The 17,891-nt window shown below is 51.8% G+C and carries 15 protein-coding genes and 1 other annotated feature; of the genes, 10 read left to right on the top strand and 5 right to left on the bottom strand.

Annotated features, from left to right (window positions below):
- Positions 1–257: 257 nt before the first annotated feature.
- Positions 258–1,829, bottom strand: coding sequence for a hydroxylamine reductase (hcp, locus tag HMPREF3201_RS06695; protein ID WP_062412322.1), 1,572 nt, complete (start codon positions 1,827–1,829; stop codon positions 258–260).
- Between the two features lie 261 nt (positions 1,830–2,090).
- On the opposite strand from hcp, the gene HMPREF3201_RS06690 reads away from it, so the two are divergent.
- From HMPREF3201_RS06690 to HMPREF3201_RS06680, 4 genes are read left to right on the top strand one after another with little or no spacing between them, the layout of a single operon-like run.
- Positions 2,091–2,570, top strand: coding sequence for a peptidylprolyl isomerase (locus tag HMPREF3201_RS06690; protein WP_062412321.1), 480 nt, complete (start codon positions 2,091–2,093; stop codon positions 2,568–2,570).
- 6 nt (positions 2,571–2,576) lie between these two features.
- Positions 2,577–2,855, top strand: a complete 279-nt coding sequence (locus HMPREF3201_RS11420) for a GIY-YIG nuclease family protein (protein ID WP_072272035.1) — start codon at positions 2,577–2,579, stop codon at positions 2,853–2,855.
- On the top strand, positions 2,852–4,069 hold the full coding sequence (locus tag HMPREF3201_RS06685; RefSeq protein WP_062412320.1) for a M48 family metallopeptidase: 1,218 nt from the start codon (positions 2,852–2,854) through the stop codon (positions 4,067–4,069). Before HMPREF3201_RS11420 ends, HMPREF3201_RS06685 begins: the two co-directional genes overlap by 4 nt.
- Positions 4,062–5,465: an SGNH/GDSL hydrolase family protein gene (locus HMPREF3201_RS06680; RefSeq protein ID WP_062412319.1), complete on the top strand. Its 1,404-nt coding sequence runs from the start codon at positions 4,062–4,064 to the stop codon at positions 5,463–5,465. The genes HMPREF3201_RS06685 and HMPREF3201_RS06680 overlap by 8 nt, the downstream gene beginning before the upstream one ends.
- A 60-nt stretch (positions 5,466–5,525) precedes the next feature.
- Here the strand turns inward: HMPREF3201_RS06680 and HMPREF3201_RS06675 are convergent, their stop codons facing one another.
- Positions 5,526–6,464 carry a sugar-binding transcriptional regulator gene (locus tag HMPREF3201_RS06675; protein ID WP_062412318.1) on the bottom strand — a complete coding sequence of 313 codons (939 nt, stop codon included), beginning with the start codon at positions 6,462–6,464 and terminating at the stop codon, positions 5,526–5,528.
- Positions 6,465–6,778: 314 nt separating this feature from the next.
- On the opposite strand from HMPREF3201_RS06675, the gene glpK reads away from it, so the two are divergent.
- The 5 genes from glpK to HMPREF3201_RS06650 all read left to right on the top strand — a co-directional run bounded on the left by glpK (position 6,779) and on the right by HMPREF3201_RS06650 (position 12,386).
- The gene (gene glpK / locus HMPREF3201_RS06670; protein ID WP_062412317.1) at positions 6,779–8,284 is read left to right on the top strand and encodes a glycerol kinase GlpK; all 1,506 of its coding nucleotides are present in this window, start codon (positions 6,779–6,781) and stop codon (positions 8,282–8,284) included.
- A 17-nt stretch (positions 8,285–8,301) separates the two neighbouring features.
- A complete protein-coding gene (locus tag HMPREF3201_RS06665; protein WP_072272034.1) occupies positions 8,302–9,033 on the top strand; it encodes an MIP/aquaporin family protein in 732 nt (243 codons plus the stop codon).
- Between the two features lie 260 nt (positions 9,034–9,293).
- A complete protein-coding gene (locus HMPREF3201_RS06660) occupies positions 9,294–10,754 on the top strand; it encodes an NAD(P)/FAD-dependent oxidoreductase (protein ID WP_062412316.1) in 1,461 nt (486 codons plus the stop codon).
- Complete coding sequence (locus HMPREF3201_RS06655) at positions 10,754–12,022, top strand: NAD(P)/FAD-dependent oxidoreductase (RefSeq protein ID WP_062412315.1); 1,269 nt, start codon at positions 10,754–10,756, stop codon at positions 12,020–12,022. The genes HMPREF3201_RS06660 and HMPREF3201_RS06655 overlap by 1 nt, the downstream gene beginning before the upstream one ends.
- A gap of 1 nt (position 12,023) precedes the next feature.
- On the top strand, positions 12,024–12,386 hold the full coding sequence (locus HMPREF3201_RS06650; protein WP_062412314.1) for a DUF1667 domain-containing protein: 363 nt from the start codon (positions 12,024–12,026) through the stop codon (positions 12,384–12,386).
- A 116-nt stretch (positions 12,387–12,502) separates the two neighbouring features.
- On the opposite strand, the gene cooS is transcribed toward HMPREF3201_RS06650, so the two are convergent.
- The 3 genes from cooS to cysE form a co-directional block, all read right to left on the bottom strand.
- Entirely contained in the window at positions 12,503–14,728 is a 2,226-nt protein-coding gene (gene cooS, locus HMPREF3201_RS06645; protein WP_082709407.1) for an anaerobic carbon-monoxide dehydrogenase catalytic subunit, read from the bottom strand.
- 157 nt (positions 14,729–14,885) lie between these two features.
- On the bottom strand, positions 14,886–15,830 hold the full coding sequence (gene cysK / locus HMPREF3201_RS06635; RefSeq protein ID WP_062412311.1) for a cysteine synthase A: 945 nt from the start codon (positions 15,828–15,830) through the stop codon (positions 14,886–14,888).
- A gap of 151 nt (positions 15,831–15,981) precedes the next feature.
- The gene (gene cysE, locus HMPREF3201_RS06630; protein ID WP_062412310.1) at positions 15,982–16,680 is read right to left on the bottom strand and encodes a serine O-acetyltransferase; all 699 of its coding nucleotides are present in this window, start codon (positions 16,678–16,680) and stop codon (positions 15,982–15,984) included.
- Positions 16,681–16,732: 52 nt separating this feature from the next.
- Positions 16,733–16,947 (bottom strand) — a binding site (T-box leader).
- Between the two features lie 248 nt (positions 16,948–17,195).
- Between cysE and HMPREF3201_RS06625 the strand changes: the two genes are divergently transcribed.
- Complete coding sequence (locus HMPREF3201_RS06625) at positions 17,196–17,891, top strand: MBL fold metallo-hydrolase (RefSeq protein ID WP_062412309.1); 696 nt, start codon at positions 17,196–17,198, stop codon at positions 17,889–17,891.

Here is a 17,891-nt window from a genome sequence, read left to right as displayed (position 1 = left end):
GCCCGATGATGTAGGCAGAATTAGGGAGGCCTCGCTAAGATGTCGTGACTACCTATGTTTTTCTGACTTACAAGCTCCCTCTTCTATAAGAGGGAGTCGTCGACAACTTCATCTCCTGCAATGATTTTCCCTATTATATCATATCTTGCATGATACGTGGCCCTACGGCGCTTAGGCGGGACGACATACGTATTTTTTCGATTGCCAGCAAGCAAAAAAGGCTCTGTCCGCATGGGACAGAGCCTTTCGTATATCTATTAACCTAAGATTTTTTTCAGGTCAGCTTCCGGCGTCGATGTCGGGGAGATGTTGAAGTTTTCAACTAAGTAGTTGAGGACGTTCGGCGAGAGGAAGGCCGGGAGTGTCGGGCCAAGATAAATGTTCTTCAGGCCTAAGTAGAGGAGGGTCAAGAGGATGCAGACGGCCTTCTGTTCGTACCACGAGAGGACCAAGGTCAAGGGCAGGTCGTTGACGCCGCAGTCGAAGGCTTTGGCCAAGGCGATGGCAACCTGGATAGCACTGTATGCGTCGTTGCACTGGCCCATGTCCATGATGCGCGGCAAGCCGCCGATGGTGCCGAGGTCGAGGTCGTTGAAGCGGTATTTACCGCAGGCCAGGGTCAGGATGACCGTATCGGCCGGGGTCTGCTGAACGAAGTCGGTATAGTAGTTACGGCCCGGACGAGCGCCGTCGCAGCCGCCGACGAGGAAGAAGTGTTTGATGGCGCCGGCTTTGACAGCGTCGATGACTTTGTCGGCAACGGAGAGAACCGTACCGTGGCCGAAGCCCGTCGTAACCGTCGTACCGCCGTTGATGCCGGTGAAGTGCTGTTCTTCTTTATAGCCGCCGAGTTCCAAGGCTTTTTCGATGACCGGCGTGAAATCTTTGTCTTCGCCGATATGGGTTACGCCGTCAAAGGAGACGACTTCCGTCGTGAAGACGCGGTCGATATAAGATTTCTTAGGCGGCATGAGGCAGTTCGTCGTGAACAGGAAGGCGCCGGGAACGCCGTCGAATTCTTTCTGCTGGTTCTGCCAAGCCGTGCCGAAGTTGCCTTTGAGGTGTTTGTATTTTTTGAGTTCCGGATAGGCATGGGACGGGAGCATTTCGCCGTGGGTGTAGATGTTGATGCCCTTACCTTCAGTCTGCTGCAGGAGGCGTTCCATGTCTTTCAGGTCGTGGCCGGTAACGACGATGAACGGGCCTTTTTCGATGGTCAGGGGAACCGTTGTCGGGACCGGTGTGCCGTAGGTCGAGGTGTTGGCTTCGTCGAGGAGGGCCATGCAGGTCAGGTTGACTTTACCCGTTTCCATGACGATGGGCAGCAGTTCGTCCATGCCCCAGTCTTCGCTCAATGCCGACAGGCCTTTGATGAAGAAGGCGCCCAGTTCGTCGCTGCTCTTGCCGAGCATGAGTGCGTGATAGGCATAAGCTGCCATGCCGCGCATACCAAAGAGGATGAGCGATTTCAGGGAACGGATGTCTTCGTTAGCATTCCACAGGCCGCTCATGTCGTAGTCGGCAGCCGGCGAGGAAGAAAGGGATGCCGATTCAGCATGAACTTTGTCGATCATGACCTGTGTCGTTTCGGTGTTGAAGTTGACGTTGGTAACCGTCGTGAACAAGCCTTCGAGAATGACCCGGTAGGTCTGAGCCGTCGGAACGGCGGTCTGACAGGTGCGTGCCAAGCCAATCAGGGCTCCTGTCAATTTGTCCTGGAGACCGGCTTCTGCCGACGATTTTCCACAGACACCGGCTCCGCCCGTACAGCCTGTACCGAAAGCGGTCTGTTCACACTGGAAGCAAAACATCTGTTGTTCTTTTGTCATTGAAAAAACCTCCTCTATTTTTATCACAATAAAAAATGAATGAATAACTGGATAATCTGTATTTTCAGCTCTTATCGAGTACACATAGAGTATAGCAGGGGACGTGTTCTATTTCCGTTGCATTTACAACAAAATGAAAATTTATCTTTCCTTTGGGAAACGAAAACGATGCTTGCGAAATGAGGTTTTCTACGGTAATATAGATGTATATAATCTATATTATAATAGATTCGACAGATATGTAAATAGGAGGAATTCACAATGTCAGATAATAAAACGTATGCTGTGTTCAAAACGAATCATGGCGATTTCACGGTAGAACTCTTTGCCGAAAAAGCACCGATTACGGTCGAAAATTTTGTCAAATTAGCTAAGGATAAATTCTATGACGGTACCATTTTCCACCGCATCATTGCCGACTTCATGATCCAGGGCGGTGACCCGACTGGTACCGGCCGCGGCGGCTCGGAACAGACCATTCCCGACGAATTCGGCCAGGGCCTTGATTTCAGCCAGCCCGGTATCTTGGCTATGGCCAATGCCGGCCCCAATACGGGCAGCTCTCAGTTCTTTGTCACCGTCGTACCGACGCCGTGGCTTCAGAACCATCATTCGATCTTCGGCAAGGTCGTCAAGAACTACGACGTCGTCGAAAAAATCAGCGGTGTCCAGACGGACTTCGCCGACAAACCGCTTGAAGATGTCGTTTTGAATACCGTTGAAATTACTGCTGAAGCGTAAGGCTTCATGACTTATTATACGTATATGGTGCGCTGTGCCGACCAGTCGTTATACACTGGATGGACCCTCGATGTGTCTAAACGGGTGGCAGCGCACAATGATGGCAGAGGGGCTAAGTATACCCGTTCCCGTCGACCTGTGACCCTGGCCTGGTGCCAGGGTTTTCCTACAAAACACGAAGCCATGCATTGGGAGTGGGAAATCAAGCAGTGGTCGAAAGACAAAAAAGAGCAGCTCTGCCGCAATCAGCTTTCGGTTTGTCCAAAGGGAGATGACTTACCATGAATCGATGGAAAAAATGGCTGACGACGATGGTGGCCGGCTTTACCCTCTGTGTAGCGCCGGTAGCCGCTGTTTCTGCAGCTTCGGCAGCCCAAATCCTGCTTTACGGCGCGGCTTCGATGGCCCTGGCCCGTCAGCAGTTGATGAAAATGGATGATCAGAATCAGAAACAGATGTTGGCCAGTACCCAGGCGAAGACCGGCGTCCTTGATAATGAAGCCTACAGCCGACGGGTAGAAACGATTCAGCGCAACCTCGTGGCTACGGGCCTCGTAAAACGAAATTATGACGTATACGTCAATCCTTCGAAAGAGCTCAATGCTTTTGAAACCGTAGGCGGCGTCATTTCCATCAACCGCGGCATGGTTGATGCCTTAAATGATGATGAACTGGCCTTTACCCTTAGCCATGAAATGCAGCACGGGGAAAAGCGTCATGCCGTCAACGGCGTTCTGAAGAGTATCGGCATCGCGACCTTGGTCGACGTAGCCCTCGGCGGCAATGCCAATGTCCTCGATATCCTGCTCGGCAGTGTGGCTGTTAACTATATCGATAATGAAGTCGTTACCATGGACCAGGAAAAACAGGCCGATGAAACGGGTTTCAATATTCTCAAGAATACGGAGTATAATGTCGGTGGCGCAGCCTCGTCCATGCAGTATGTCTACGAGCAGTACGGCGATTTGTGGCAGGAAGGGTTTAAACGGGTCATCAGCCCCAATAACCATCCCCAGATGTCGAGCCGTATTCAAAAATTGGCCGGCCGCATGAGCCAGTGGTCGGGGAACCACGTCCAAGTCGGCGGCAATACGGTCTATGTCAACGCTCAGCCCGTCGTGACGCCGGCGGCCATGGGCTCGTATTCTTCGCGGCGCAGGGCCTTCCTGGTTGCCGGGAATTTGGCGCGGTCCTTCCACGATGTCTATGGCGAAGCGCCAAAAGACAATAAGGTATTGACGGAAACGATCAATAAAAAAGACCCGTCCTGGAATATCAGCACTCAGGGCGATGAACTCTATTTAAACGGCCAGTACATCATGACCGGAACTGCCGGCGACAGCGTGACGCGCATTGCCAGCAACCTGCAGCGGGCCGTCGACAGCAAGTCGGCCATGCTGAGCAAGGGCGATATCCAGCAGAAAGACAAAGAATGGACACAGAAGTACGGGTATAAGGCCACTAAAGAAAACCAAGTAAAGAAGGATAAAGATGCATAGGCAGATCGCTTGTGTCGTGGCGCTCATGGTACTGACCCTAAGCGTTGGTATCTTTGCCGGAGCTCGTCAATCGACGCATTCTCCTGGTGTCGATATGGTTTTAGAACAAGCTCGGCAGCGGGCCATGCCCGATAATGAAGAGATGCCAGTCCTTCAGGGAAAGCCCACGGTGACATCGCATTATCCGCAGTCGAATCCGGCTGCCGGTCATCCAATCCTTCGCTGGAGCCGCGTTGATGGCGCCGTTATGTACGATGTACAGATTTTGAAAAAAGACGGCGACGCCGATGCAGGAGCGACGGCCTATGAACCTTTCATGGAGGATCAGCGGGCTTATGCGACGGGGTTGGAATTAAAATTACCCGATACGTTCTTTGGTTCCGTCTTTTACTGGCGCGTGCGCGGTCTGGACCTCAAAGGCCGGCCGGTCAGTGAATTTTCTGATATTGAAGAAACCTACGTGAATATTTTTAAATCCGTGAGGGAGAAGCCGACTCCCTTGTCTTTTTACAACCAAGGTCCCGGTCAATGGCTGCTCTATCCGGTGTATGACTGGATTGCCGTTCCCGGTGCCAAGTCGTACGAAGTAGAAGTTCTTGATGGGGCTCCGGAAAATCCTAACGGGACGAGGCCGTCGATCCACCGTATTGACGTCTATCATCCGGAATACTCCCAGCAGTATGACCAAAAGGCTCGCTGGGGTGACAAGCCCTTTTACTGGCGTGTTCGGGCCTTGGATGAAGATGGAAAGCCCATTGGCGGCTATTCCGATGCCGTGCCCTTCGAGCTGAGTCCTAAGACCGAAGCCGGGGAAGTGGCCATTTTTGGCGACAGTATCAGTCACGGCGGCGGCAGTGTTTCCTATTCGCCCACCGATTGGGAGTTCAGCTATGCTTCGTATCTGCACTTTCCGACGATCAATCTGTCTCAAAGCGGTGATACGAGCACAATGGCTGCCGAGCGCTTTGAAAAGGATGTCCTGCCCTTTAAGCCGTCGTACGTCATCGTCCTTGTCGGCTCGAACAGCCTGAGGGCCGGCGTCCCGTCATGGGAAGTCATTGGCGATCTCCAGTCGATTAAGAAACAGGCTCTGGAGAACGGCATAAAACCAGTATTTCTGACGATTCCGCCGCTGAATCCGCGCAACATCAAGGCCGCCTTCGACCAGGATACGACCGACGATTGGCGGCTCTCCATTGCCGAAGTCAACGATTATATCGATACCCAGGTTCACATCGATATCGTACCCGGCATGGCCGATGATGACGGTGAACTCAAAACCGAGCTTGCTCTCGACGGACTTCATCTGGATCCACCGGGAAAAGAATTGATGGCCGAGGCCATTAATAATGCCTGGGATGATATTACGGCCCTTCCTGACAGCGCTTGGGAATAGGCCTCTATCTAAACGATTGTAAAAAAATAACGCCCTGCCGCAGTGTGGCAGGGCGTTTTGCTATTCGGATAATAATTTTTTGGCCGTGAACTGGTCGGTAATGAGGACGTTGGCATAGCCGCCTTTTAAGGCAGCTCGGATACTGTCTACTTTTCCGTCACCGCCGGAAAGTAAGATGCTGTATTCTTTGTTCCGAAGGTCGGCCAGGTCGATTCCAACGGTGCGGTCATTCAGTTCCTGACTGGAAATATTGCCATCTTTGTCGAAGAATCGGGAACAAATGTCGCCGACAGCATGAGTTTTTAAATAGTTCTTTTCCTGTGAATCGGCATAGCCCAGGCGGAAGAAAAGGGCGTTGTCGCGGACGGTACCGACACTGAAGATGGCGATATTGGCATTGCGGCCGAGTTCAAGGACGCGTTTGATATGGCGGTCGCGGTAGACCATTTCCTTGACTTCCTTAGAGTCGAATAAGACCGGAAGGGGCAGGTATTGAGCAATGGTACTGTAATTGCTGGCGAACTTTTCCAAAATTTCATTGGCATAAGTTTCGCTCGTCGATAAGGTGATGCCCCCTTCGAGCTGGACAATTTGGGCACCTTTTAACGGGTGGGGGAGGAGTTGATGGGACAGATTCTTCAGCGTCGTTCCCCAGCCGACGCCGATGATGTCGCCGCCTTGAATGATGTCGTTGACGTAAGCGGCGCCGCGCTGTCCGATGTATTTCTTTATTTCCTCTTCATCTTCAATGGGCGCGTTGGCGATGCAGACGTCGCGCAGTCCGTAGGCGGCAGCTACTTTTTGGGCCAGTTGGCTCTGGTCCTCGATGGGGTCGAAGATTTCGATGCGTACAAAACCCTTGTCCTTAGCATGCTGCAAGAGTCGCGAAACCGAAGGGCGGGATAATTTCATCTCCTTGGCGATTTCTGCCTGGCTGAAATTGGACTGATAGTATAATTTTGCGGCACTGATTGCCAGTTTATTCTTATCATGTTGCATAGGCATTCATCCTCAATATGGTGCTTCTCAAAACACGGCTGTCGAAAGGAAATTCGTACAATAACTTCCCCTTTATTATCGCATTTTTAGCGGTCCCTTTGCAAGGTGGAACGATATAATAAAAAAGATACTGACTGTATATACATTGCATCTTGCATAAAAAACATGACTTTACGAAGGTTATACAAGAATTGAAAATATGTGAAAATGTAATTGAAAATAATTGCGAGAGATGTATAATGAAAACATGTAAAGCATTATATGCAATAAGCGAAAGAATTGCTAGATGTTATGTATGGAAGGAGAAATGTATTATGCAGGAAAAGCAGTATGTAATGGCTCTTGACGCCGGCACGACGAGCAATCGCGCGATTATCTTTGACAATGAATCACATATCGTCAGTGTCAGCCAAAAAGAATTCACCCAGTATTTTCCAAAACCGGGTTGGGTAGAACACGATGCCAACGAAATTTACCACACCATGCTGGAAGTCATGCGGGAAGCCTTGGCCCAGTCGAATCTGACAGCTAATGAAATTTCAGCTATCGGCATTACCAACCAGCGTGAAACGGCCGTCGTCTGGGATAAAAGAACGGGCGATCCGGTGTACAATGCCATCGTTTGGCAGTCTCGCCAGACGGCAGAAATCTGTGAAGACTTGAAAGCTCGCGGCCTGGTCGATGAATTTCGTGAAAAGACAGGATTGGTCATCGATGCTTATTTCTCAGGCACCAAGGTAAAATGGATTCTTGACAACGTAGAAGGGGCTAGAGAAAGGGCGGAAAATGGCGATCTCCTCTTTGGGACCATCGACTGCTGGCTCGTTTGGAAGCTGACCGGCGGCAAAGTTCATATTACGGACTACTCCAACGCATCGCGCACACTTATGTTCAATATCAAGGAATTAAAGTGGGACGACCAGCTCCTTGAATATTTAACCGTTCCGAAATCGATGCTGCCGGAAGTTCGTCCGTCGAGCGACATCTATGGTTGGACGGAACCGTCTATTCTCGGCGGCATGGTCAATATTGCCGGTATCGCCGGTGACCAGCAGGCAGCGCTCTTCGGTCAGACCTGTTTTGAACCGGGCATGGCCAAGAATACCTACGGCACAGGCTGCTTCATGCTGATGAATACGGGGACGACGCCCATCCCGTCTAAGAACGGTTTGGTCACGACCATTGCCTGGGGCCTTGACGGAAAAGTAGAATACGCCCTCGAAGGTTCGATCTTCGTCGCCGGCTCGGCTATCCAGTGGCTCCGCGACGGCTTGCGCCTCATCGATACGGCGCCCGATTCGGAATGGGTCGCAAAACGAGTTCCCGACTCTGACGGCGTCTATGTCGTACCGGCCTTCGTCGGCCTCGGGGCTCCTTACTGGGATATGGATGCCCGCGGCCTTATCATCGGTATTACTCGAGGCACGAAAAAATCTCACATCGTCCGAGCTACCCTTGATTCCATGGCTTATCAGACGAAAGACGTTCTCGGCGCGATGGAAGCTGACTCGGGCATCAAACTGGCAGCCTTAAAGGTCGACGGCGGCGCCGTTGCCAACAATATGCTCATGCAGTTCCAGGCCGATATCCTCGGCGTTCCTGTCGATCGTCCTCAAGTCATTGAAACGACGGCCCTCGGTGCGGCATACCTGGCCGGTTTAGCTGTCGGCGTCTGGGATTCGAAAGAAGATTTGGTATCGAGCTGGAAACTTCAGAACCGGTTTGAACCGACCATGGATCCTGAAAAATCCGGTGCCTATTATAAAGGCTGGCGCAAAGCGGTTAAACACGCAATGCATTGGCTGAGTGATGAAGACTGATAAAGAGGTGTGTAACTATGATATACGATAACTTACTTGGTGAATTCATCGGAACAATGGTCCTCATCGTCTTTGGGGGCGGGGTCTGTGCCTGCAATACCTTGGCTAAATCGAAAGGCCAGGGCGGCGGTTGGATTTGTATTACTACGGCATGGGGTTTTGCCGTAATGCTCGGCGTCTTTACGGCGACGACGCTGGGGGCACCGCAAGGTGACTTGAATCCTGCCGTTACTTTAGGGAAAACCATGATCGGCATCTATTCGGTACCGCAGTTTATCATGACTTCGATCGTTCAGATCCTGGGTGGCTGCCTCGGTGCCGCTATCGTTTGGCTGGCTTATTTGCCCCATTGGGCTGAAACGGAAGACAAGGCTTCGAAACTGGGCATTTTCTGCACGGCCCCGGCTATCCGCAACTATCCGGCCAACTTCCTTTGTGAATTTATCGCTTCCTTCTTCTTAATGTTCGTCATTTGGATGATCTTTTCGCCGGCTGTCGGTAAGATTCCTGCCGGCCTTGGGCCATACATCGTCGGCGTCCTTATCTGGGCCTTGGGCATGAGCCTTGGTGGTCCTACGGGGTATGCTATGAATCCCGCCCGTGATTTGGGGCCTCGTCTGGCTCACGCCATCTTGCCGATTGCCGGTAAAGGCGGCTCCGATTGGGGGTACGCCTGGGTTCCTGTCATCGCTCCGATGGTTGGTGCCTTTGCCGCCTACGTCGTCGCTGCGGCACTGCACGTATTTTAATTTCATGAAGCGTATTTCGGTTATAGGGACTCGGTATGAGTCCCTATAATTTTAAACTTTACAAAATTTCTTTATAAAATGAAATTAATTTCAAGTTAGGACAATGCATATGTCATGGCTTATTTTGGGGCTATGATAAATTAGCATTGCCCTGAAATGAAAAAATGTAAAAATACACTTGCAATTATTTTCACAAACTTATATAATAAGGGCATCAAAGATAGTACTCCATGGCATTTACAGAGAAAGAGGTTGTGAATATGACAAAACAAGCAGATGTCGTCGTAATCGGCGGCGGTATTACCGGCACAGCCATTTTGCACGAATTATCCAAGTATAATCTTCGCGCTGTTCTGGTTGAACAGGAACCGGAATTAGCAGCCGGTACGACAAAAGGCAATAGTGCCATTCTTCACGCAGGTTTCGATGCTCCCACGGGAAGCATGAAGGCTTTGATGAACGTAGAAGGCAATGCGATGTACCATGAATTAAAGGATGAATTGGATTTGGAAATTCGTTGGTCTGGGTCATATGTCGCAGCTCTCGACGACGAACAGGTAGAGGTCCTTCAGGAACTCCTCGCTCGTGGACAGGCCAATGGCGTTCCCGGTTTGAAAATCGTCAGCGGCGATGAAATGCGCCAAGAAGAACCGAATGTCAGCAAAGATATCAAAGCAGCTCTTTTTGCACCGACTGCCGGCATCTGCTGGCCCTTTGGACTGGCTCTGGCCTTTGCGGAAAATGCCGTCATCAACGGTGCCGAAGTCATCCGTGACTGTAAGGTTACGGACATCGTCGTAGAAAACGGTGCCGTCAAGGCCGTTGAAACGGATAAAGGAACGATTGAAACGAAGTACGTCATCAATGCTGCCGGCGTCCATGCCGATGACATCAGCCGCCTGGCTGGTGACGACAGCTTTACGATTAAACCGCGCCGCGGCGAATACATTCTCTTCGATAAGACGGCTCAGAAAGATTTGGTCTACTCACCGATTTTCCCGACGCCGACCAAGATGGGCAAGGGGATTCTGGTCTGTGCCACGACCCACGGTAACGTCTTCGTCGGTCCGAATGCCCAGGACCTTCCGGAAGACGACAAGGACGATACGGCCGTTACCATTCCCGGGATGGACGAAATCCTGGACAAGGCTCGCCGCTTAGTCCCCAATATCCCTGTCGGAGCTACGATTACTGAATTCTCCGGTGTTCGCGCCGTTTCCAGCACAGGTGACTTTATCGTCGGTCCGTCGGAAAAGACGAAAGGCCTTCTCCACGCTGCCGGCATCCAGTCGCCGGGCCTCACGTCGGCACCGGCCATCGCCAAAAAACTGGTAAACCTCATCGTATCGGAAACGGGTGCTTCGGCCAATACCGATTATAAAAAAGGCCGTCCGGCCCAGCCTTGCTTCCGCATGATGCTCGATGCGGACCAGAAAGCCCTCATCGCCAAAGATCCTCGCTATGGCCGCGTCATCTGTCGCTGCGAAACGATTACCGAAGGTGAAATCATCGATGCCATCCATCGTCCCGTCGGTGCCCGCACCGTCGACGGTGTCAAACGCCGTACCCGTGCCGGCATGGGCCGCTGCCAAGGCGGTTTCTGCGGACCTCGTGTCACACAGATTTTGGCCCGTGAATTGAACATCCCGGTTACGGAAGTTCGGAAAGAAATGCGTAATTCCTATATGTTCTATAATAAAGAAAGCGGAGGTAAGGCATAATGGGTGAACAACTTTATGATATTATCATCGTTGGCGGCGGCCCGGCAGGCCTGTCTGCTGCATACAGCGCCTGGCAGAACGGCGCGAAAGAAATCCTCGTCCTCGAACGTGACCGTGAAGCCGGCGGCATTCTTCAGCAGTGCATCCACAACGGCTTTGGTCTCCATCATTTTAAAGAAGAATTGACCGGTCCCGGCTACGCCCAGCGCTGCTATGATTTGGTCAAAGATAAACCGGAAATCAAAATCCTCGTCGATACGATGGTCTTAAACATCGGTCAGGATAAAACCGTTACCGCCGTCAGCCCGGAACACGGCCTGATGAAAGTAAAAGGCAAGACGATCATCCTTACCATGGGCTGCCGTGAACGGACGCGCGGTGCCATCCGCATTCCGGGCTATCGTCCGGCCGGCGTTTTCACTGCTGGTGCGGCTCAGCGCATGGTCAATATGGAAGGCTATTTGCCGGGCAAGAAAATCGTCATCCTCGGCAGTGGTGATATCGGCTTGATCATGGCTCGCCGCATGACTCTGGAAGGCTGCAAGGTACAGGCCGTTCTCGAAATCTGCCCCTTCTCCAACGGTCTTACGCGAAACATGGTTCAATGCCTCTATGACTATGATATTCCCCTGTATCTGTCGCACACGATTACGGCTATCCATGGGAAAGATCGGGTCAGCGGCATTACGGCGGCCAAAGTCGACGACCATATGAAACCGATTCCGGGCACGGAATTCGATATCGACTGCGATACCCTGCTCTTGTCCGTCGGCCTCATTCCGGAAAATGAATTGTCCCGCGGCTTGGGCATGGCCATGCATCCCTTGACCAATGGCCCGATCGTCGACCAGCATCGTGAAACGAGCATCCCTGGTATCTTTGCTGCCGGCAATGTCGTACACGTCCACGACTTAGTCGATTTCGTATCGGAAGAAGCGGAAATCGCCGGCAAGTACGCGGCTCTCAAGGCTCAGGAACAGCTGCCGGAAGACGTCGCTGATATCGCCATTGAAGCTGTTGACGAAGTCAGAACCTGCGTTCCCCAGCACGTCCGTGCTACGGCCGAAGGAGAAACGATTCGCCTCTTCATGCGTGTCCGCAAACCGATGAAAAAAGTTCGCCTTACGGTAAAAAGCGGTGACGATACGCTGCTGACGAAAGTCCTCCCCGTTGCCAAACCGAGTGAAATGATTGCTGTCAACGTACCGGCTGCCAAAGCCAAAGGTCATCATGCGGATTGGACTGTTTCCGTAAAGGAGGAAGCATAATATGAGCGTAGAAACGAAACAATTAAACTGCATCAACTGCCCTATGGGCTGCTTGCTTACGGTTACTTTAGAAGATGGTAAAGTTACGAATGTAACCGGCAATACCTGTCCTCGCGGCGAAACGTATGCCCACCAGGAATTGACCGATCCCCAGCGCATGCTGACGTCGACGGTCAGCATCGAAGGCGGTGAACTGCCGCTCTTGCCGGTCGTATCCAAGACGACCCTTCCGAAGGGGAAAATCCTCGACTGCGCCCTGGCTTTGCGCAGCGTCCATGTCAAAGCTCCGATCAAGACTGGCGATGTCATCGTCAAAGATATCTTAGGCCTCGGTGTCGATATCGTAGCCAGCCGGGACATGTAAGACGATAAAACGATATTGAAATATCCTCTCTCTGTATATACGTAAAAACGCCCGCCAAGAAAATTTCTTGGCGGGCGTTTTACATATATAAATCATTAAATAGCGATAGAAAAGACTTAATCCCAACCTAATTTGCGGCGCTTTTCTTCGATGTCGGCGACGATCTGTTTGGCCAGGGCCTTGGGATCGACGTTGACTGTCATGACTGAACCGAGGGTTTCTTTCGTATCGTGTTTCAAGAAGTTTTCAACATTGGTCGAGCCCTGGACCGGCGGTTCGACGCAGTGATAGGAGTCGATGCCGAAGAGGCGGAAGGCAAGGGATGCGTCGAGGCCCTTTTCGTTGGACCATTCCGGGCTGGCGAAGCCATAAGGCATGTCTTTGATGTCGTGGCCGGCAGCCTGGGCGATGCCGCCTAAGACGACGGAGGCACGGGTGTTGTCGACGCATTCGCCCATGTGCCATACGGGAGGCAGTTTGCCGCCGAGGAATTTCTGTAAGGAATCTCCGGCCTTAGCGGCGCCTTCTTTGCTGCAGAAACCGAGCTTTAAGAGCGGGAAGGAAGCACAGCCGTTGGTGAACAGGAGAATGTTGTTTTTCAAGAGTTCATCAGCTACGTCGACGACGGCCCGTTCGTAAACGACACGGGGGTTGTTGCAGCCGACGATATTGACGATGCCTTTGATCTGTCCGCTCTTCAGGGCGTCGGCAAGAGGGCCGAAACCGTTGAATTCTTCGGCGATGTTTTCAGCATTGAAGCCGACGTCGGCCGTGACTTCGTAAGACGGGATGAAGACCGGTACGTCGCGGCGGGCTTCAAAGCTTTCGATAGCCCGGGTTACGATTTTTCGAGCCAGTTTTTCCGTATCTTCAATGTTGGAATGGTGGTGGTCATAGGCGTAGTGTTCGGCGCCGGGCAGACGGGCAGAATCACTGGTCGTGACGACGGTCGTCTTAAAGCAGCGGGCAACGTCCATAATGGACGGGAAGACGTCCTGGACGTCAGCGACCCATAAGTCGAGGGCGCCCGTACCGAGGACGAGTTCGGCGCCGACGGCGTTGGACAAGGGGATGACCCCTTCATAGCGGTACATGGCGGCCAGGCAGGAACAGCAGACGCCGTAGAACTGAATGCCCTTGGCGCCGTGAGCCTTGGCCAGGTCGATGAATTCCTGTGAGCGGCCGACGCGGACGATTTCACTGACCAAGGTCGGAAGATGACCGTGGACGGCGATGTTGACGTAGCCCTTTTTCAAGGCCCCGATATTTACTTTGGACGTAGCCCGATGGCCGATGCCGAAGACGACGTCCGTTGCGATGTTGGCAGCGACGACGCCGGTAAAGCAGAAGGCCAGACCGCAGCGCAGGAACTGTTTCATGATGCTCTGCCAGTCCCCATCGGTACCGACGCCGGTGCGATGGTAGGCGTCAAAGACTTCGTTGTAGGCACTGATGGGGATGATGTCGAGGTCGTTCCAGACTTTTTGCCGTTCTGCCGGAGCCATGGCTTTAATCGTTTCGTAGTCATCGGGCAGCGGGCGGGAGAGGTCGGCCAAGAGGACGTCGGCCAATTTGCCGGCAAGAGCTTTGACGTCGTCTGTATCATCGGGAATGCCGAAGGCTTTGCAGACCTGGTGCAGTTTTTCAACGCCGAGGATGGGCAGGTTCAGCCGCCCTTCGGAGATGAATTTCAAGGTCAGCAGGACTTCACGGGCGTGGGCCCCGTGCTGGGCAACGCCGGCGGCGGCACTGCGCAGGAGGTTGCGCGATACGATGAGGTCGGCATCGGCGCCGCAGACGCCGCGAGGTGTTTTCGGCGTAATCTTACAGGGACCCATGTTGCAGTTCTTACAGCAGACGCCGGCAAGGCCGAAGGTACACTGTGGTTTTTGCTGGTCAAAGCGGTCGAAGGTCGTATCACAGCCGATTTGTTCCATGCGCAGCAGCATTTCACGGACAGCCGGGTCCGGCGTCTGTTCCAACACATCCTGCTTGGAGGCGAAGGTCTTGCGATATTCGGCAACGGCCTTCATGTAGTCATTGACGCCGCCGTGGACGTGGGGGTGGTTGTGGTCATGGGGATGGACATGATCGGCCAGACTGTCATGATGATGGTCGTGATCGTGATGATGGTCATGGTCATGATCGTGATGGTGTTCATGGTCATGATCGTGATGGTGTTCATGGTCATGATCGTGATGGTGCTTATGGTCATGATCGTGATGATGTTCATAGTCATGATGATGTTCATGGTCATGTTCATGATGCTGTTTATGGTCATGATCATGATGGTGTTCATGATCGTCGTGCTGGTGTTCCTTTTCTAACTCTTCTTTAGACATAAGGATACTTCCCTTCTAAATGAATAAAAATATGATAAATACTTTCATTTTATCAAGTGAATAACACTTTTTCTTGATGAAAAAAATGAACTGCCCTTATTATAAAAGCAGTTCATTTTTTTGGCAAGATGGGTGTTGGTTAGTTTTTTCGTGAGAATTATTTTACTTTCTGCTGGATGAAGCCCGGCGTCGTGAGGTAACGGTCGCCGTTGTCCGGCAGGAAGGCTACGATGGTTTTGCCAGCGTTTTCCGGACGTTTGGCAACTTCCGATGCGGCAAAGAGGGCTGCACCGCCGGAGATACCGATCAGGAGGCCTTCGGCTTCGGTGAATTTCTGAGCCGTTTCAAAGGCCTGTTCGTTGCTGACCGTGAAGACTTCATCATAGATCTTCGTATCGAGGGTTTCAGGAACGAAGTTGGCACCGATGCCCTGGATTTTATGCGGGCCGGCATGGCCTTCGGAGAGGAGCGGCGAATCCTTCGGTTCGATGGCGATGATCTTGACCGACGGTTTCTTTTCTTTGAGGTACTGGCCGACACCGGAAATGGTACCACCGGTACCGATACCTGCCAAGAAGATGTCGACGGCACCGTCTGTATCTTCGTAGATTTCCGGACCCGTCGTCAGGCGATGAATTTCAGGGTTGACGGGGTTGGTGAACTGGCTGGGAATGAAGGAATTGGGAATTTCTTTGGCCAATTCGTTGGCTTTATCGACGGCACCCTGCATGCCCGTTTTCCCCGGAGTCAAGACGATTTCAGCACCATAAGCGGAGATGAGGTTGCGGCGTTCGACGGACATCGTTTCCGGCATGGTGAAGATGGCGCGGTAGCCTTTTGCTGCGGCGACAGCAGCCAGGCCGATACCGGTATTGCCGCTGGTCGGTTCGATGATGACCGAACCCTTCTTAAGGACACCTTTCTTTTCAGCGTCTTCGATCATGGCTTTTGCGATACGGTCTTTGGCAGAGCCGGCCGGGTTAAAGGCGTCGAGTTTTACGAGCAGATTGGCAGAAATGCCAGCAGCGCTGTTGTAGCGTTCCGGTTTCAATAACGGTGTGTTGCCGACTAACTGTAACATAGACGTGTAAATTTTACTCATGATACATCTCTCCTTTTCGTATGGATTCATCCCCCGATGAATGCAATGGTATAAACAGTAAATGATAAGCTATACCGAATCGGTATAAATTATATGTAGACCTGTGTTGGAAATTTCTTTTCCTATACAGGGGAACAACAAAGGCAGAGGACTATTTTAAAGGCCTCATTTGGTTGGGACATCGCTCATCCTGCCGCTGGTCGATCAATTCCAGGCGGTGTTCTAAGAGCATGACCTGGCGTTTGAGGGCGACGATCTGATCCTCGATGGGATCGGGCAGGCGATTGTGGTTGAGGTCGACGTCGCGTTCGCTGTGGCTGCCTTTAAGATGCTTGCCTTTTTGGACGACGACTCGACCGGGAATACCAACGACTGTTGAGTGTGGTGGAACGGCTTTTAAGACGACGGAGCCGGCACCGATCTTAGCGCCTTCACCGACGGTAAAAGAACCGAGGACTTTGGCCCCGCAGGCGACGACGACATAATCGCCGATGGTCGGATGGCGTTTGCCCTTTTCTTTACCGGTACCACCGAGGGTTACGCCCTGATAGAGGGATACGTTGTTGCCGATGACCGTTGTCTCACCGATGACGATTCCCATGCCATGGTCGATGAAGAGGCCGCTGCCAATCTGCGCTCCGGGATGGATTTCGATTCCCGTAAAGAAGCGGGCGATGGTGGAAATAATCCGGGCAGTGACGAACCATTGATGCCGGTAGAAGCGGTGAGCCAGGCGGTAAGCCCAAATGGCGTGAAGGCCGGAGTAGCATAGCAAGACTTCGAGCGTATTCTTGGCCGCCGGATCGCGGTCCTTAATGACGCGAATGTCGTTGCGAAGTGATTTGAACATGGCTTAGCGCCCTCCTGTAGTCTGAAAAATGAATAAAAAAAAGACCTCGTCATACAGAGACGATGGTCCGTGGTTCCACTCTGATTGCAGTACGAAGACTGCCACTCAATACCCATAACGGCGGCAACCGGGACGACCTACTGTCGGTTCAATCATCCTGCTCTTGAAGGCATTCCATCACAGTTGACTTTGATAAGGGCTTTCAGCCAATGACCCCTACTCTCTGTACCGTTTCCTGTGTGTACTTGTTTCAATCATTGCATTTGTGTCTTTGGTTTGAGAACATAATACGCCTTCGCATTCCGTTTGTCAATAGAATTTTTGTAAAAAGATGACAAATTTGGTGATTTATTAAAAATGACGATGATGAACCTCTTTTTGACCTCTTTTGGCGGTGAAAAAATGAGCCCATTTCGGGGAAGGGAAGCGGGTACGATGTACATCGGGAGCGCATATATGGTATAATAAAGACTATGCATAATGATTTATCAACCCGATAAAGGAGGTTATATTATATGAGCACGCAGATTACCTATTTAAATCACAGTGGTTTTTCTGTTGAGACTGATTCCAAGGTTCTGGTCTTTGATTACTACAAAGATCCGTCGGGAACGGTCAAGGCTTACAGCCAGATACGGCGGAAACCGGTCTGGTTTTTCGTCACCCACTGGCATGACGACCACTTTAACGGCCGCATTGCCGACTTCGACGGCGATCAGTACATCATCAATGAAGACGTTCCTTTAAAGCGCGACGGACTCAAGGCGGTTCACGCCATGAAGCTCTATGATACGCTGACCCTCGGCGATACGAAAATCACCCAGTTCGGATCGACCGATGAAGGCGGATCCTTCCTCGTCGAAACCGACGGGCTGAAGATTTTCCATGCCGGTGACTTGAACTGGTGGCACTGGCTCGGTGATACCGATGAAAACAATGCCGAAGCCAAGGCCAATTTTGAACGGGAAATGAAGCATCTGGCCGGAAGGACCTTTGACATCGCCTTTTTCCCCGTCGATGCCCGCCTGGAAGGGGCTCGCGAATGGGGCGTCACCGGATTTTTAAAAGATGTTTCCGTAACCAAGTGTCTTATTCCCATGCATTATTTTGGGACTCCGTGGACGCCGTCTGACGCTTTTAAAAAGGCTTATCCCGACGTACCCTTATGGATTCCGAAACACGATGGGGATGACGTTATCATCCATGAGTAA

The sequence above is a fragment of the Megasphaera sp. MJR8396C genome (genome assembly GCF_001546855.1).
GTDB lineage: Bacteria > Bacillota > Negativicutes > Veillonellales > Megasphaeraceae > Megasphaera.
This window is presented reverse-complemented; position numbering and strand designations above follow the sequence as displayed.

Excerpts from the sequence above, each read along its gene's own strand:
- hcp (WP_062412322.1), bottom strand. The coding sequence starts at position 1,829 with ATGACAAAAGAACAACAGATGTTTTGCTTCCAGTGTGAACAGACCGCT.
- HMPREF3201_RS06690 (WP_062412321.1), top strand. The coding sequence starts at position 2,091 with ATGTCAGATAATAAAACGTATGCTGTGTTCAAAACGAATCATGGCGAT.
- HMPREF3201_RS11420 (WP_072272035.1), top strand. The coding sequence starts at position 2,577 with ATGACTTATTATACGTATATGGTGCGCTGTGCCGACCAGTCGTTATAC.
- HMPREF3201_RS06685 (WP_062412320.1), top strand. The coding sequence starts at position 2,852 with ATGAATCGATGGAAAAAATGGCTGACGACGATGGTGGCCGGCTTTACC.
- HMPREF3201_RS06680 (WP_062412319.1), top strand. The coding sequence starts at position 4,062 with ATGCATAGGCAGATCGCTTGTGTCGTGGCGCTCATGGTACTGACCCTA.
- HMPREF3201_RS06675 (WP_062412318.1), bottom strand. The coding sequence starts at position 6,464 with ATGCAACATGATAAGAATAAACTGGCAATCAGTGCCGCAAAATTATAC.
- glpK (WP_062412317.1), top strand. The coding sequence starts at position 6,779 with ATGCAGGAAAAGCAGTATGTAATGGCTCTTGACGCCGGCACGACGAGC.
- HMPREF3201_RS06665 (WP_072272034.1), top strand. The coding sequence starts at position 8,302 with ATGATATACGATAACTTACTTGGTGAATTCATCGGAACAATGGTCCTC.
- HMPREF3201_RS06660 (WP_062412316.1), top strand. The coding sequence starts at position 9,294 with ATGACAAAACAAGCAGATGTCGTCGTAATCGGCGGCGGTATTACCGGC.
- HMPREF3201_RS06655 (WP_062412315.1), top strand. The coding sequence starts at position 10,754 with ATGGGTGAACAACTTTATGATATTATCATCGTTGGCGGCGGCCCGGCA.
- HMPREF3201_RS06650 (WP_062412314.1), top strand. The coding sequence starts at position 12,024 with ATGAGCGTAGAAACGAAACAATTAAACTGCATCAACTGCCCTATGGGC.
- cooS (WP_082709407.1), bottom strand. The coding sequence starts at position 14,728 with ATGTCTAAAGAAGAGTTAGAAAAGGAACACCAGCACGACGATCATGAA.
- cysK (WP_062412311.1), bottom strand. The coding sequence starts at position 15,830 with ATGAGTAAAATTTACACGTCTATGTTACAGTTAGTCGGCAACACACCG.
- cysE (WP_062412310.1), bottom strand. The coding sequence starts at position 16,680 with ATGTTCAAATCACTTCGCAACGACATTCGCGTCATTAAGGACCGCGAT.
- HMPREF3201_RS06625 (WP_062412309.1), top strand. The coding sequence starts at position 17,196 with ATGAGCACGCAGATTACCTATTTAAATCACAGTGGTTTTTCTGTTGAG.